The organism is Actinomyces capricornis (genome assembly GCF_019974135.1).
GTDB lineage: Bacteria > Actinomycetota > Actinomycetes > Actinomycetales > Actinomycetaceae > Actinomyces > Actinomyces capricornis.
In genome coordinates this window covers 1,347,780-1,362,094 of record NZ_AP025017.1, presented here as the reverse complement: position 1 = coordinate 1,362,094, position 14,315 = coordinate 1,347,780, and the positions used below count along the sequence as shown (strand labels likewise).

Below are 14,315 nucleotides of genomic sequence, written 5' to 3'. Positions count from 1 at the left end.
CCTCAGCCTCCCTGGGTCGGGCCGGTCGACGGTGTGGCACTGGGAGGGGAGGAGCTGGGGCTCGGCGAGCCCGCTGGAGTCGAGGAGGGCCCCGGGCTCGCACCGCTGGCCGAGGGCTGCGGCGAGGGGTCGGAGACGGGTTCGACGTGGCTGGCGACCGTCACCTCCACATACTCGCGGGCAGCGCGCAGGGAGTCGCGGTGGACATTGTCCTTGAGCAGGTCCCGCATGCGCTGACTGAGATCGTCCACCGCGGGCTTGTCATAGGTCTGCACCACATGGCTGAGCTCGATCGGCCCCAAGGACTGGGGGATGCCCTGGTAGATGACCACCTGGCCGTTGAGGGTGGTGACGTAGTAATGGCTCTGGGTCCACCGGTAGAACAGCCCGCCGGCGCCGACCATGGCCACCACCAGCAGCAGGGAGCCGATGATCGCCCGCCGGCGGTTGCGCCGTCGGGCCCTGTCCTGGGCCTCGGCCTCGGCGGCGATGACGTCCTGCACCTCGTCATGGGTGGGGGCGGGCTCGTTCTTGTCCTCCAGGGTGGCCATGAGTGCGGCCGCCTTGGCGGCAGGTGTGGAGGGCTCGGGGGCGTCCTCATTGCCGGCCTCCTGCTCGCCGGCCCGCTGGCGCGACCGGGCGGCGGCAGCGGCGCGCTCGCGGGCCAGGCGCTCGGTGGCGGCGCTGCCGACCACCTGCGGGTCCGTCAGCGGCTCGGGATCGTCCTTGACGACGTCGAAGACCACTGCGGTGACATTGTCCGGCCCCCCGGCCCGCAGGGCCAGGTCGACCAGCTGGTCGGCCGCCTGCCCGGGGTCGGAGACCGAGGCCAGGACCTCGCCGATCGTCTCGGCGGTCACCGGCCCGCTCAGGCCGTCGGAGCACAGCAGCCAGCGGTCGCCGGGCACGGCCTCGCGAATGGACTCATCGAGCTGGACGTCGCCCTCGGCGTCGCCCAGGACGCGCAGGAGCACGGAGCGCTGTGGGTGCTGGCGGGCCTGGTCACGGGTCAGGCGCCCGGTCTCCACCAGGTACTCCACGAAGGTGTGGTCAGTGGTCACCTGGGTCAGGGTGCCGTCGCGCAGCATGTAGGCGCGCGAGTCGCCCACGTGGACCATGGCCAGCTTGTTGCCGCTGCGCATTACCGAGATGCAGGTCGTGCCCAGCCCCGCCAGCTCGGGGTCCTGGGAGGACAGGGACACCAGTTCGGCGTGGGCGGCCTGGACGGCCTCGCGCATGAGGCCGAGCAGCTCGCCGGCCTGGTGGGAGTCGGCGTCCAGGGGCATGAGGTGCTCCACGGCGACGGCGGAGGCGATGTCGCCCCCGGCCGGCCCGCCCATGCCGTCGCACAGGATGCACAGGTGCGGGCCCGCGTAGCCGGAGTCCTGGTTGGACTGGCGCACGAGGCCGACGTCGGAGCGAGCGGCGAAGCGCAGGGATATGGTCATGAGCGCAGTTCCAGCGTCGTCTGTCCGATGCGGACAGGGATGTTCATGGGCAGTTCGACAGCGCCGTGAACAGGGCGTCCGTCCATGGTGGTGCCGTTGGTCGACCCCAGGTCCTCCAGCCACCAGGCACCGTCCTTGGGGAAGACGCGGGCGTGCCGTGAGGAGGCGTAGGAGTCATCCAGCACCAGGGTGCAGGAGGGGGAGCGACCGATGATGATCGAGGCCGGGCTCAGGGGAACTGTGGAGCCCGCCAGGGGCCCCTCGGTGATGACCAGCCGTGAGGCGCTGCGGCGCCTGCCCCGGGGTGGGGCCGGGGTCTCGTTGCTGCGTGATCGGCGCCGGGGGGCGGAGGCTGAGGGCTCGGCGGCATCTCGGCGCAGGGTGCGCACGACGAGGAAGAGGAAGACCCACAACAGGGCGAGGTAGCCCAGTCGCAGGAACGTGAATGCGAGCTCGCTCACCCGTTGGCCCCGACGGACTGGGTGCCGTCCCAGAACATGATCTGGGTGCGGCCGATGGTCAGGGTGTTGCCGTCCACGAGGGTGACGGCGTCGACCCGCTGGCCCTCCACGAAGGTGCCGTTGGTGGACCCCATGTCAGTGGCGATCGTGTTGCCCTGGGCCAGGCGGATCTCCAGGTGCCGGCGGGAGACGCCCGAGTCATCCACGATGATGTCCGCCTCCGAGCCTCGGCCGATGACGGTGACCGGGCCGGTGAGCAGGTAGCGCTGGCCGTTGATGTCCACGATCGGCTGCGCCGGCGAGGCCGTGGCCGCCGCCGCGGGAGCCGCCGACCCCCGCCTGGTGGAGGACTCGATCTCCACGGCCGGCGCATTGGGGGCCTCGTTGGGGATGAAGGAGACCTCCACGGGGCCGACGAAGGAGTAGCCCTGCTCGGCGGCATGGGTGGTGGCGACCTCCTCCATCTGGCGGACCATCTCGTCCTGGCCCCAGGCCATGATGCGCTCGATGTTGGCCGGGGCCAGGTGGATGCGGAAGATGTTGGGGACCACGGAGCGGTCGCGCGCGAAGGATGCGGCTCGCTTGTCCATGGTCTCTCGGAGCTTCGAGGCGATCTCGATGGGCTCGACGTCGTCGGAGAACCGCGACATGGCGCGGTTCGTGACGTTCTCGACGCCCTTCTCGAACTTGTCCAGGAAACCCATGGACAGTACCTCCCCCAGTACGACAGCGGCGGCCCGGTGGGCCGAGAGGCGGGACTGCCCCGTCTCCCCGGACCTGTTGACAGGTCTCGACCATGACCATCGTAACCGTTGTGGGGCCCTTGCTGGGAAGTCGGCTGGCCAGTGGCGTGGGAAAAACGTCCGTGAGCGGTCTCACGGCCACCGACCCCCGGGCGGATTGGACGTGGAGCGGTTGGGCGGACTAATGTCATCCTCGCTCCGCGCGAGTGGCGGAATTGGTAGACGCGCACGGTTCAGGTCCGTGTGATCTAACGATCATGGGGGTTCGAGTCCCCCCTCGCGCACGGTGTACTCAGAGGCCCGGGCCCTATGGCCCGGGCCTCTGCTCGCATCTGCTGCGCTCCTGTCCGCTGTCGGCTTGCCCGCACCCATCGGCCCGGGCGGGCCGATCTGACCGGTCGGCCCGCCAGTGGCCGGTGCAGAGGGCGCCCGGTGCCTCGCGGCGCCCCGGGCCCTGTGCGGGGGCCGGGGCGCCGCGAGGCACTGCTCTCAGCAGCAGCCCGTCGATATGTCGTTCTCGGCGAGCCGATCGCGGGCGTGCCAGAACTCACGGGCGCTCATGGGCTCGTGGTCGGGGTGCTCGCGCGCGTGACGGGCCAGGTAGCGCTCATAGGCCGACTCCCCCGTCATATCCCGCCACAGGGCCCGGGCCCGGCATAGGGAGCGGGACACGGCCGGGGGCAGGAGTGGGGCCGGGGCCCGGCGGGTTCTGCCCCTGCTCCTGGCGGTGCCCATCAGTGACCCCCGTGGGCGCCGCCGGCGATGAGCGCAGGGTCCCCGACCTGCTCGTACTCCTTGGTGACCTTCTTCATCAGCGGGGAGGCGATCATCGTCTCGGGCGCGTAGAAGTTGGACTCCTGGTAGGGGTCCTCCGAGGTGGTGGTGTCCCCGGTGCGGATCGTGCGGATGACGCGCAGCAGGGCGCAGACTATGACGAAGGCCACCAGGACCAGGAAGGCTACCGACAGCGTGCCCTGGATCATCGTGTTGCGGATGATCGCCTGGGTCTCCTCGATCTTGGCCGGATCGGTGAGTGTGGGCAGGAGCTCCTTGGCGTCGCGCCACTGCTGGAAGTAGCCCACGCGCGGATCGGTGGAGAAGATCTTCTGCCAGGAGGCGGTGAAGGTCACCACCGTGTCGAAGACCAGTGGGACCAGGGGGATCCACGCCCACCTCAGGTAGCCCTTGCGCACCACCATGACGGTGACCACGAGCAGCGCCACCGCCGCGATGAGCTGGTTGGCGATGCCGAACAGCGGGTAGAGGGTCTGGATGCCGCCGCGCGGGTCGGTCACGCCCATGAGCAGCAGGGAGCCCCAGGCGGCCACGACCACCCCGGTGGTGCTCCAGGCCCCCACCTTCCAGGAGGGGTCCTTGAAGCGCGGGAAGGCGTTGCCCAGGGCATCGGAGAGCTGGAAGCGGGCCACCCGGGTGACGGCGTCGACCGCCGAGAGGATGAACAGGGCCTCGAACATGATGGCGAAGTGGTACCAGAAGCCCATCATGGCCCGGCCGCCACCGATCTGGTGGAGGATGTGGGCCATGCCCACGCTCAGGGTGGGGGCGCCGCCGGTGCGCGAGACCACGGAGGGCTCGCCGACGTCCTTGGCCACCTGCTCCAGGGCCTGGGCCCCGGTGTAGGTCTTCTCGTTGCCATTCTCATCCCAGGAGTCCCAGGTGGGCACGAGGCGCTCGCCGTGGGCGTCGGTGACCTCCAGATTGCCGATCGCGGCGGCGGCCACCTCCTCACGGTTGGCGGCGGAGGCGACGACGTCGGGCCCGGCCAGGGTGTTCATGGTGGCCGCGGAGGTGTTCATGGAGAAGTAGATGCCGGGGCTCAGCGAGACTGCGGCGGCCAGCGCCATGATGGCCACGAAGGACTCCATGAGCATCCCGGCGTAGCCGATCATGCGCACCTGGCTCTCCTTCTCCACCATCTTGGGGCTGGTGCCCGAGGAGACCATGGCGTGCATGCCCGACAGCGCCCCGCAGGCGATGGTGATGAACAGGAAGGGGAAGAGCGTGCCGGCGAAGACCGGGCCGGCGGTGTTGGAGGCGAACTCGGAGACGGCCGCCATCTCCACCAGGGGGCGCACGATGATGATGCCGGCGGCCAGGAGCGCGATGGTGCCGACCTTCATGAAGGTCGACAGGTAGTCGCGCGGGGTCAGCAGCACCCACACGGGCAGGACCGCGGCCAGGAAGCCGTAGACGATCATCGCCCACACCAGGGTGGTGGGGGACAGGTGCAGGTACTCGCCCAGCGAGGACTCGGCCACCCAGCGGCCCCCGATGATGACGGCGATGAGCAGGGCGCAGCCGGCCACGGAGACCTGGGTGATGCTCCCGGGCTGGACGTAGCGCAGCCACAGGCCCATGCCGATGGCGATCGGGATGGTCATGCCCACGGAGAACACGCCCCAGGGGGACTCGGCCAGGGCGTTGACGCAGACCATGGCCAGGACCGCCAGGACGATCATGAGCATGACGAAGACGACGACGGTGGCCACGATCCCGCCGACCTTGCCGATCTCATCGGTGGCCATCTGGCCCAGGGAGCGGCCCCCGCGGCGCATGGAGAAGAACAGGACGAGCATGTCCTGGACCGCGCCGGCCACGAGCACGCCCAGGATGATCCACAGGGTGCCGGGCAGGTAGCCCATCTGGGCGGCCAGGACCGGGCCCACCAGCGGGCCGGCCCCGGCGATCGCGGCGAAGTGGTGGCCGTAGAGGACCACGCGGTGGGTCGGGTCGAAGTCCCGGCCGTTGTTGATGCGCTCGGCGGGGGTGGCGTTGGTGTCGTCCGGGCGCATGATCCGGCGCTGGACGTAGAGGGCATAGAACCGGTAGCCGATCGCGTAGGTGCACACTGAGGTCACGATGAACCAGATGGTGTTGACCTGCTCCCCCCGGGCGACTGCGAGCATCCACCATCCCAGGACTCCTAGTGCGGTGATGACCGCCCATACGGCGATTCTCTGAGGAGTCCACCGGTTGTCGGGTCGCACCCCCACCGGGACGCCATCCTTGTTCCGGATGATCCGAGCCTCCTCCTCGGAGGTGTACGTGGGCAGGGTGGAAGGTGAGTGGGGCATCATTGCTCCGATCCCATGTCGAGAAGCGGCGGGCCCGGGTACGGCCCGATGACCCCTCCAGATTAAATCCTGGTCAGGTTGCAGGGAAGCGCTATGGGCTGACGACGGGGACGTGTCGCCGCGGGCGACGTGCGGAGCCCTGCTGGATCACCAGGATGAGGCCGGCCAGGATCGCTCCCGCGCAGGCGCCCACCGAATTCTCCAGAACATTGGCCAGCAGGGGGCGTCGGTCCAGGCCGGGCAGGAGCCACTGGGCCAGCTCCGCCAGGCAGCTGAGGGCGCAGCCCGCCAGGGCCCAGGCCCACCAGGGGACGCGGGGCCATCCCAGGCAGGCGCAGAAGGTCAGGGGCAGGAGCACCACCAGGTTGAGGACGAGGTCCTTGTCCTCCAGCTCCAGGAACCAGGGCCCGATGGCGTCCTTGGCGCTACTGACATGCTGGCCCGAGGGCCACAGGACCGCCAGGGCCACGGCAGCCAGGATGAGGAGCGCGGCGGCGCGCGCCATGGTCTGGTGGCGGGGCACTGCGGCGCAGGAGTCGTCGTCCTGGCGGTGTCGGGGCGTGTGGGCGGGCACGGGGTGACGGTAATGCCCCCACCCCACTACCAGGGGTACTGCAGGCCCGCGGGTATGGTCACAGATCGGCCTCGGCCGGTGGCTCCAGCCCGAAGTCCCCCAGGGACTGGGGGGTGATGATCGGCAGGACGGACCAGGGGAAGTTGATCCACTGGTCGGTGACCTTCCAGCAGTAGTCGGGGGTGAAGACCGAGCGGGGCTTGCGGTAGATGACGGCGCTGCGGGCCTCGACCTGGACCGGCGGGCCACCCAGGCTCAGGCCCTCGTGGGCGAGCAGCTCCATGACCAGCTTGAGGGTCTTGCCCGAGTCGGCCACGTCGTCGACCACCAGGACTCGGCGGCCGCCCAGCGAGGAGCCGTCCATGAAGGGGGGCAGCAGCTGGGGTTCAGGAAGGGTCTGGCCGACCCCGGTGTAGAACTCCACGTTCATGGTGCCCATGGCCTTGATGCCCAGGGCGTAGCCGATGGCGCCGGCGGGGATGAGCCCGCCGCGGGCGATGGCGATGATGAGGTCGGGCATCCAGCCCGAGGCGACGATCTGGGCGGCGAGCTCGCGCTCGGCAGTGCCGAAGAGCTCCCAGGTGAGGTTCTCGCGGTCCGGGTCTGCGGCGCCGGTGGCGCCGTCGTCGAAGGCCGGGGTAGGGGTGGTGGGGTCCTCAGCTGCGGTCACGCGGCCATCGTAACGGGGCGCGGCGCCCCCGCTGCACATCTTCAGTCGGAGCGTTGACCGGAACATGCGGGAAAGTCGGCCTCGGGCGGGGGCATGGGCGCCGAGGATGGGCAACCGGCTCTGGGCTAGCATCGCGGCATGCTGGTCGCCTTCTCCGTGTCCCCCACCACCTCCGATGCCCCCGACGGATCCGTGAGCCGGGCTGTGGCCCGCGCCGTGCGGGTCGTGCGCGACTCGGGCCTGCCCCACGAGACGACGTCGATGTTCACCACGATCGAGGGGGAGTGGGACGAGTGCATGGCGGTGGTCAAGGCCGCCTGCGAGGCGGTGGCGCAGGTCAGCCCCCGCGTGGCCCTGGTCCTCAAGGCCGACATCCGCCCCGGGTGGGACGACCAGCTCAGCGCCAAGGTCGAGCGCCTCGAGCAGCACCTGCGCGAGGACTGAGGCCTCGGCCTCCACGAATCCGGGTGGCAATCCCGGGCAGCGGGGTCAGGGCTCTCCGAGTGCTCCTGAGCCCCTCGCCGCCGCCACCCGAGCCGGCGCTGCCCGGTTCTCCAGGGCCGGCCCCGCCTGCGCCCTCGAGCGGGCCAGGGCGGTGAGGTGGGCCAGGAGGCGGTCCACCTCCGGTCGCCGTCGCCGGGCCCGGGGCAGCACCAGGAGCAGGCGCCGGCGCAGATCCAGATCCACGGGCACCAGGTGCACGGTCCCCGCCGCGACCAGCGCCTCGGCGGCGGCCCGGGGGACGACGGCGTGCGCGCCGGAGTGGCGCACGGCGGTGAGGATCGCCCAGGTCGAGCCCAGCACGGGAGCATCCTCGGGCACGGTGAGGCCCAGGCGTCCCAGCGCCTCCTCCAGGACCTCGCGGGCCCCCGAGCCCTTCTCCCGCAGGACGAGGGCGCCGCGGCTGGTGGGGCGCAGCAGCTCCTCGGCGTCCACGGGCCTCCTCCGCAGCGCCCAGGGGTGCCCGGCTCCCACCACCAGCACCAGCTCATCCCTGCCCATGAGCCGCGACTCCACCTGCTCACCGGCCCCGGCTCCCTCGATGAAGCCCACCTCCGCCCGCCCCCTGAGGATCCGGTCCTGCACCGCCTGGGAGTTGCACACCTCCACCTGCGTGCCCACCCCGACTCCCGTGAGCCACACCGGCAGCAGCTGCTCGGCCACCGTGTAGGAGGCCGCGATCCGCACGGGAGCCGGGCCGGCGCGAAGGCCCTCCAGGGCCGCCCCCACCCCATCGAGCGCGGTGAGGGCCTCCTGGGCCAGGTCGCGGATGCGCTCCCCGTGCGCCGTCAGGCGGGTGCCCGAGCGCTCGCGGCGCAACAGGGCCGTGCCGGCGCTGCGCTCCAGGCGGGTCAGGGTCGCCGAGACGGTGGGCTGGGCCAGCCCCAGCTCCTGGGCGGCGGCGGAGATCGAGCCGGTCCGCGCCACGGCGACGAGCGCCTCGAGCTGCGCAGTAGTAGGACGCATAGCCCGGCACTATAGCCCTCCAGGGATCCTGCACTTGTCGGCCGCAGTCCCCGCCCCCACCATGGTCGGCGTGAAGAACCGTGCCGCCGCCCTCATGCCCGGCCTGGCCTTGTGCGCCGCCGTCGCCGCCGTCTCGATCCTCATCAGCAGGCAGGTGCCGCTGCTCTCCGCCATGCTGCTGGCCGTCCTGGCGGGCATCGCCCTTCGCAACACGGGCCTCATCCCCGACGCCGCCGAGGCCGGGATCGCGCTGTGCGCCAGGACCGTCCTGCGCCTGGGCGTGGTGCTCCTGGGCCTTCGGCTGTCGGTGGGAGCGGTCCTTGCCCTGGGCTGGGGGGCCGTGGGCGTCATCGTCCTGACCGTGAGCACCGTCTTCCTGGGGACCCTGGGGATTGGCAGGCTCCTGGGCCTGCCGCGCGCCACCTGCCTGCTGACCGCCACCGGCACCGCGATCTGCGGGGCGGCCGCGGTAGCCGGGATGAGCGCCGTCGTGCGCCCCGGCCCCGGCGCCCGGCAGGATGAGGTGGAGGAGGCCGCGACGACGGCCGTGGCCACCGTCACGCTCTTCGGCACCCTCGCGGTGCTCCTCATGCCCCTGGCGGTCGGCGCCCTGGGATTCGGGGCGGTGCCCGCCGGGGTGTGGGTGGGGGCCTCGGTCCACGAGGTCGGGCAGGTCACGGCCGCCGCCGGGGCGATCGGCGCCCAGGTGCTCGACGCCGCTGTCGTGGCCAAGCTCGGGCGGGTGGTGCTCCTGGCGCCCCTGGTGGCGCTCGTGGGCCTGGTGGAGGGGCGGCGGGCCCGGCGCGAGGAGCAGCTGCGCGTGGAGCACCGTGAGGTCGGCGCTGTCCTGGCAGGCGCCCCCGTCCAGCACCCCGCCCGCACTACCCCGGTGGTGCCCCTGTTCGTGCTGGGATTCCTGGCGGCGGTGCTGGTGCGCTCCGTGGCCGGGGGGATCCTCCCGGGCTGGCTGCTCTCGGGGGCGGAGACCGCCTCCGGCCTGCTGCTGACCATGGCGATGTGCGCCATGGGGGCGGGGGTCAACCTGCGCCGGCTGGCCCGCGCCGGCCTGCCCGCCCTGGGGCTGGGGGCGTGCGCGGCGGTCATCGCCACGGTGGTCTCCCTGGCGGGTGTGCTGCTTGCGATGAGGTGAGAGGTGGTGCGAGGCCTCGGTCGCGGTCTACTGCGCGTCTCACTCCACAAGCTCGCAGCGACGTGCCGCACGCGCCAGCGCGGACCGGAAATCCTCCATGCTTGAGAGCGTGAAGCAACCATCGATAGCCCGCTGCTCCCAGAGCCTGTGAATGCGACGAAGGTCAGCTTGGCGGGATTTCCATCCAATACCATCCACAACAGCGAAGACATACTGGTCGGGACGGCGAACATTCGCCATCTCCTGAACCTCGCGAACCGCATCAGTTAATTTTGAGCCAGTGGAATCGAACCCCTTGGCGGCAACAACGATCTGAGCGAGGGGCCCGCCTCCGGGAATTGCGAGGTCGCATGGGGCCGTCATTCCGTGCACTCCCTCGAATCGTGTTCTCACCGCGCAGCGCAGACCAAGATCACGAGCAATCCCCTCAATTTGATCCTCGATGAGACGCCCAGAGAGCCCCGCTTGCCTGGCTACTGATCGACCTCCAGCACGTGCTACAAGCACATCACCAAAACTGTACTCTCGACCGCATTGCGCTTGGAGCATTCTGACAATATCGAACTGTTCGTCAAGCATGCCGATCACGTCGGCGGATCGAGTACGAGCGAGTGTCAGTGATCCGCTGGTCCCAAACTGGTCTCGAAGGATGTTCTTCGCCTTTTCTGCGGAGATTCCGACGGAGAGGAAGAGGACCTCCATGCTGCGTGGATTGAGTTCCAGCCATCGTGTCAGAGAGCACTGCGATATCTCATGAAGGCTCTCAAGGAGGAGGGCAGCGGAGCGTATGTCAATGGTCCGTTCTGTCTCACGCAGGAGATCGGGGGCGGGGGTGAGCCGACTCAGTGAGTCCAGATAGGTCTGGAAGTCGGGAATTCGAGCATCCACCAGATTCCTCTACTCTCCGATGACGAGATACTCGACCGCCTGGCGGCGCGTCGCATGCCGGGCGGTCCCGAAGTGGTACCGGTGGTTGATCCTGCGCACCTCCGTGTTGCCCTTGACGTCGCGCACCATCCCCACGAGTCTGTCGAGGCCTGGAACTGCGTTCGAGCCGTAGGACAGGACCAGTGAGGAGTCCGAGAAGCGCTCCAGCATGCCCTCCAGCGCCCCCTCGATCGTCCTCCTGGAGCCGAAGGGCGTGGGCCGCTTGGGAAGCTTGCGGGTGAGCGTGGACTCCATCACCTGGGCGCGGCCGTCATTCCAGTAATCGGCGAGGCCCTCAAGGAACCAGTAGCGCTTGATGTAGTCGTTGTCGTCCCGCGGAGGGGCATAAGGAGGATCCAGGTAGACCACATCCGCGCCCCTGGGGGCCTCATCCACCGGCGCCCGGCGGACCCGGGCTGGAGCGCCGTCGTCGCACACCGCCCGGTTCCAGTCGGCAGCCGCCTCACGAATATGCTCGCGCATGCTCATGCGCAGGTGCCGCCGGCCGTCGTCGTAGACGGAGTAGCGGGAGGACGTCACCGTGAACACGCCACGGGGCTGCTTCCTGGCCGCTGCCAGGATGAGTGAGGCGATCGCCAGATCCCGGCGCGGCCCCTGCCAGGAGGCGAGCACCGACCATGCGGAGTCCAGCGCGCGAAGATCCTCGGCCGTGAACAGGATGCCCGCGTAGGTGTCGTGGATGAAGGAGCGCTCATCCCTACTCGGCCCCAGGAGCTCGGCCAGATCCTCCTCGCCCAGGCGCACACCGCGGTTCGCCACGGTCGCCCTGGTCAGAGCACAGGGGAAGGCCAGGTAATCCGAGGACCAGACCTCCCGCCCCATGGCGTGCGCCAGGTAGGACACCACCCCTGAGCCGCTGAAGGGGTCGGCCACCGTAGCACCGCCCAGGTCGAGCAGAACGCGCTCCACGTCAGGAAGGAGGGAGTACTTGCTCCCCATGTACCGCAGGCGCGGGTAGCGGCTGGCCACCGACGCCGCAGCGCTGGCCTGTACCTGTGTCAGTGCTGTCACAGCGTGCCTTTCCTCGTCCATCCGCCTGCGAGGCGGATCCTACGCGAGGCCACTGACACGATCGGATACGGCTGGCCTCAGCCCAGGAGGGCCAGGATGACGGCGGCGCTGCGGGTGGCGGCCTCCTGGGCCTCGATGTGGAAGTCCTGGCCCGCCTCCGGCCCGCACAGGTCCGAGACCCCGCGGACCGAGACGAAGGGGACCCCGGCCCCCGCGGCCACCTGCGCCAGGGCCGTGGACTCCATATCGGTGCTCAGCGCCCGCGGGAAGACCTCGCGGGTGTCGGCCACATTGGCGGCGGTGATGAAGGAGTTGCCCGCCAGCATCTGCCCGGTGTGCAGATGCGCGGAGCCCGAGGACGCCGTCGCCCCCTTGAGGGCCTCGGGCCCCACCTGGGCCAGGCGCTCCAGCAGGGCCTCGTCGGCCTGGAACACCTCGGGCTGGCCCGGCGTCTGGCCCCGCGCGTAGCCGAAGGCGGTGGCGTCGGCGTCCGTGAGCGCCAGGGTCTGGGAGGCGCACACGTCACCGACCCCCACCCGGTGGCCCAGGCCCCCGGCCGTGCCCGCGGAGATCACCACCTGCGGAGCCACGGCGGTGAGCACCGTGGCGAGCGCGGCCGCCCCGGCCACCAGGCCGATCCCCGTGTTGACCAGTACCAGCTCCCGGGATCCCTTCCCGGCGTCGTCGGCGCCCGACGACGGTTCAGGCAGGGCCAGGCGCCAGGCGCGCGCCCCCGCGCAGGTCGGCAGCGCGGGGCCCTCCTCGATGAGGGGCAGGGCCTCCAGGAACGGGCGGGCCTCCACCTCCATGGCCACGGCGACGACAGCGGCGACGGCAGGACGGTTCTCCTCGCCTGCGGGACGGGGGAGGGCTGGCTCATGCTGACTGCTCATGCGGCCAGCCTACGGGTCCTCAGGCCAGGATCCGCTCCCACCAGCCGGCGAAGGCCGGACAGCGCTCCAGGACCGCGGGAAGACCGGCCTCCCCGATGAGAAGAGGCCCGGTGACCGTCTTGCTGTAGTCACCATCGGCTCTCTTCAGTCGCTTGGAAGGACTGAGGTCCGGATGGCTGTTGACCGCCTCAACACTGCCCGCCTGCGTGATCGCCTGACGCAGCGCCTTGAGTGCTGATGCGCCAAGGAGCCCCTCGCCGGCACCGGCGTCGATGGCGGCCAGCACCAGGGTCTCGATCTCATGGGGGATGACCAGAGGCAGGAAGCGCGGGTCCCGGTATTGACGAGTCAGGCTCTCGACGAGCGCGGTCCACGTCGTTGCCCCCGGTACGAAGCCGTCGCGTCCCGGTGCACCCAGCGGGTAGCCGTAGTAGTCGAGGAGCAGCCCGATCCTCTTCCAGTGCCGTTGGGCCAGGAGCTGGCGCAGGATGGCGTGGTAGCCCCGCCAGTGCCCACCACCGTGCTGTGTGGCCGAGGTCCGGACCACGATCGGGGTGAGAAAGACGCCCTGCATCGCGGCGATGGGGGAGAGCGTCTCCTTGATGAGGGTCTCCTCGGTCTGCCCCTCGACCACGATGACCACTTCGCTCAGGGGGCTCACGGGGCTCACCGGTCACCCTCGCTATGAGAGGGGCGCCCCCCGAGCAGGTTCATCTCCCACATCGTGCCAACCGAGAACTCCTCCAAGAACCCGGAGAGCTGCTTGGAGTCTGGGCGAATCACTGTCGTTGCGCCGTCGGCCCGATCCAGGACGGCGACCTCCTCCAGGGAGAAGTGGGAGAGCAGCGGCACGGACTGGGTGGCCAGGATGACGCGATGCCCCCGGTCGCCGGCCATGCGGGCCATCTCCGCCAGCAGTGCGATCGCCGAGGGGTGCAGTCCCAGCTCGGGCTCGTCCAGGACCACTGTCGCAGGAAGGTCCGGACCAAGAAGGAGCGTGGCCAGGCACATGAAGCGCAGAGTTCCATCACTGGCCTCACGGGCCAGGAAGGTCCGATCAAGGCCGCGCTGCCTCCAGCGAAGCCGGATTCTCCCCGCCTGGTTGGGCACGAGGACGAAATCGTCGAAGAAGGGCGTGACATGGCGGATGGCCGAGACGATGCGCTGGTAGTGGCGGGGGTGCTCCTGGCGCACCCGCAGCAGATATGCGGCGATGTTCTCCGCGTCCATGCGCAGCGAGACATCATCGCCGACTGTCGACCAGCCCTTCACCGGCGCGTTGGGGCTGACATCGTCGAAGTGGAAGACCCGGCAGCCGGCCAGGAGCGGGGTGATGTGGTTGGCGAAGGCGACGAGCTTGGGGTCCGTGGACTCCTCGGCGATCCTTCGGGCCCTGCTCGAACGACTGGAGCCGAGCTGCTTGTCATAGGGGCGATCGGGGTATCGGCGCCTATTGTGGAAGAGCATGGACTCGCTCAGAACGGCGGCATCGTCGTCGTCGGCGCGCAGATCGACGCGGTAGCCGCCCAAGCAGTCCTCCGCATCAGGGGAGGAGTAGACCTCGATCCGGGTCAGTTCGGCCGTGCCGGAGGAGTCCTCGAAGACCAGTGCGGACATGCCTCCCTGAGCGGCGACGTACTCCTGGAAGGAGTCGTCCCAGATCCGTGAGATGAGCTCAAGGGCCCCCACAAGGTTCGACTTTCCGGCGCCGTTCGCGCCGATGAGGACAGTGACGCCGGTGGTGGGCTCCAGGGCCACTGAGCGCATCGACTTCAGGCCCGTGACAACGAGGCGCCCTAGTGCTGTGGAACTCATGGATCTAGCCTACGGTGCGGATCCCGTCGCCCCGGTGTCT

General features: G+C 70.0%; 15 protein-coding genes and 1 tRNA gene. 3 read left to right on the top strand and 13 right to left on the bottom strand.

The genetic code is table 11. The features are described from left to right. Positions 1–2: 2 nt before the first annotated feature. The 3 genes from MANAM107_RS05465 to MANAM107_RS05455 are packed head-to-tail and all read right to left on the bottom strand — an operon-like array spanning position 3 to position 2,613. Positions 3–1,448, bottom strand: coding sequence for a PP2C family protein-serine/threonine phosphatase (locus MANAM107_RS05465; RefSeq protein ID WP_223912126.1), 1,446 nt, complete (start codon positions 1,446–1,448; stop codon positions 3–5). Then, the gene (locus MANAM107_RS05460; protein ID WP_179899695.1) at positions 1,445–1,909 is read right to left on the bottom strand and encodes an FHA domain-containing protein FhaB/FipA; all 465 of its coding nucleotides are present in this window, start codon (positions 1,907–1,909) and stop codon (positions 1,445–1,447) included. The genes MANAM107_RS05465 and MANAM107_RS05460 overlap by 4 nt, the downstream gene beginning before the upstream one ends. Then, entirely contained in the window at positions 1,906–2,613 is a 708-nt protein-coding gene (locus tag MANAM107_RS05455) for an FHA domain-containing protein (protein ID WP_179899696.1), read from the bottom strand. Before MANAM107_RS05455 ends, MANAM107_RS05460 begins: the two co-directional genes overlap by 4 nt. Positions 2,614–2,852: 239 nt before the next feature. Here MANAM107_RS05455 and MANAM107_RS05450 point away from each other — a divergent pair. Beyond that, positions 2,853–2,936: transfer RNA gene (locus MANAM107_RS05450), tRNA-Leu, on the top strand. Between the two features lie 205 nt (positions 2,937–3,141). Here the strand turns inward: MANAM107_RS05450 and MANAM107_RS05445 are convergent. The 4 genes from MANAM107_RS05445 to MANAM107_RS05430 form a co-directional block, all read right to left on the bottom strand. Then, on the bottom strand, positions 3,142–3,324 hold the full coding sequence (locus MANAM107_RS05445; RefSeq protein ID WP_223912124.1) for a CstA-like transporter-associated (seleno)protein: 183 nt from the start codon (positions 3,322–3,324) through the stop codon (positions 3,142–3,144). 62 nt (positions 3,325–3,386) lie between these two features. Next, positions 3,387–5,747 (bottom strand): carbon starvation CstA family protein, encoded by a 2,361-nt coding sequence (locus tag MANAM107_RS05440; RefSeq protein WP_223912122.1) that lies wholly within the window; start codon positions 5,745–5,747, stop codon positions 3,387–3,389. A 91-nt stretch (positions 5,748–5,838) separates the two neighbouring features. Continuing rightward, positions 5,839–6,321 (bottom strand): VanZ family protein, encoded by a 483-nt coding sequence (locus tag MANAM107_RS05435; RefSeq protein ID WP_223912120.1) that lies wholly within the window; start codon positions 6,319–6,321, stop codon positions 5,839–5,841. A 58-nt stretch (positions 6,322–6,379) separates the two neighbouring features. Then, on the bottom strand, positions 6,380–6,991 hold the full coding sequence (locus MANAM107_RS05430) for a phosphoribosyltransferase (RefSeq protein WP_223912117.1): 612 nt from the start codon (positions 6,989–6,991) through the stop codon (positions 6,380–6,382). A 138-nt stretch (positions 6,992–7,129) separates the two neighbouring features. Between MANAM107_RS05430 and MANAM107_RS05425 the strand changes: the two genes are divergently transcribed. Then, positions 7,130–7,435 carry a thiamine-binding protein gene (locus MANAM107_RS05425; protein ID WP_223912114.1) on the top strand — a complete coding sequence of 102 codons (306 nt, stop codon included), beginning with the start codon at positions 7,130–7,132 and terminating at the stop codon, positions 7,433–7,435. Between the two features lie 45 nt (positions 7,436–7,480). Here MANAM107_RS05425 and MANAM107_RS05420 read toward each other — a convergent pair whose 3' ends face one another. Continuing rightward, entirely contained in the window at positions 7,481–8,458 is a 978-nt protein-coding gene (locus MANAM107_RS05420; RefSeq protein WP_223912112.1) for a LysR family transcriptional regulator, read from the bottom strand. Between the two features lie 70 nt (positions 8,459–8,528). On the opposite strand from MANAM107_RS05420, the gene MANAM107_RS05415 reads away from it, so the two are divergent. Continuing rightward, on the top strand, positions 8,529–9,608 hold the full coding sequence (locus tag MANAM107_RS05415; protein WP_223912109.1) for a YeiH family protein: 1,080 nt from the start codon (positions 8,529–8,531) through the stop codon (positions 9,606–9,608). 39 nt (positions 9,609–9,647) lie between these two features. Here MANAM107_RS05415 and MANAM107_RS05410 read toward each other — a convergent pair whose 3' ends face one another. From MANAM107_RS05410 to MANAM107_RS05390, 5 genes are all read right to left on the bottom strand, one after another. Then, complete coding sequence (locus tag MANAM107_RS05410; RefSeq protein ID WP_223912105.1) at positions 9,648–10,310, bottom strand: hypothetical protein; 663 nt, start codon at positions 10,308–10,310, stop codon at positions 9,648–9,650. 195 nt (positions 10,311–10,505) lie between these two features. After that, positions 10,506–11,567 carry a DNA adenine methylase gene (locus MANAM107_RS05405; RefSeq protein WP_223912102.1) on the bottom strand — a complete coding sequence of 354 codons (1,062 nt, stop codon included), beginning with the start codon at positions 11,565–11,567 and terminating at the stop codon, positions 10,506–10,508. Positions 11,568–11,644: 77 nt separating this feature from the next. Beyond that, a complete protein-coding gene (mtnN, locus tag MANAM107_RS05400) occupies positions 11,645–12,460 on the bottom strand; it encodes a 5'-methylthioadenosine/S-adenosylhomocysteine nucleosidase (protein ID WP_373314071.1) in 816 nt (271 codons plus the stop codon). 19 nt (positions 12,461–12,479) lie between these two features. After that, positions 12,480–13,130: a DUF4276 family protein gene (locus MANAM107_RS05395; protein WP_223912099.1), complete on the bottom strand. Its 651-nt coding sequence runs from the start codon at positions 13,128–13,130 to the stop codon at positions 12,480–12,482. Continuing rightward, the gene (locus tag MANAM107_RS05390) at positions 13,127–14,275 is read right to left on the bottom strand and encodes an AAA family ATPase (protein ID WP_223912095.1); all 1,149 of its coding nucleotides are present in this window, start codon (positions 14,273–14,275) and stop codon (positions 13,127–13,129) included. Before MANAM107_RS05390 ends, MANAM107_RS05395 begins: the two co-directional genes overlap by 4 nt. Positions 14,276–14,315 lie beyond the last annotated feature (40 nt).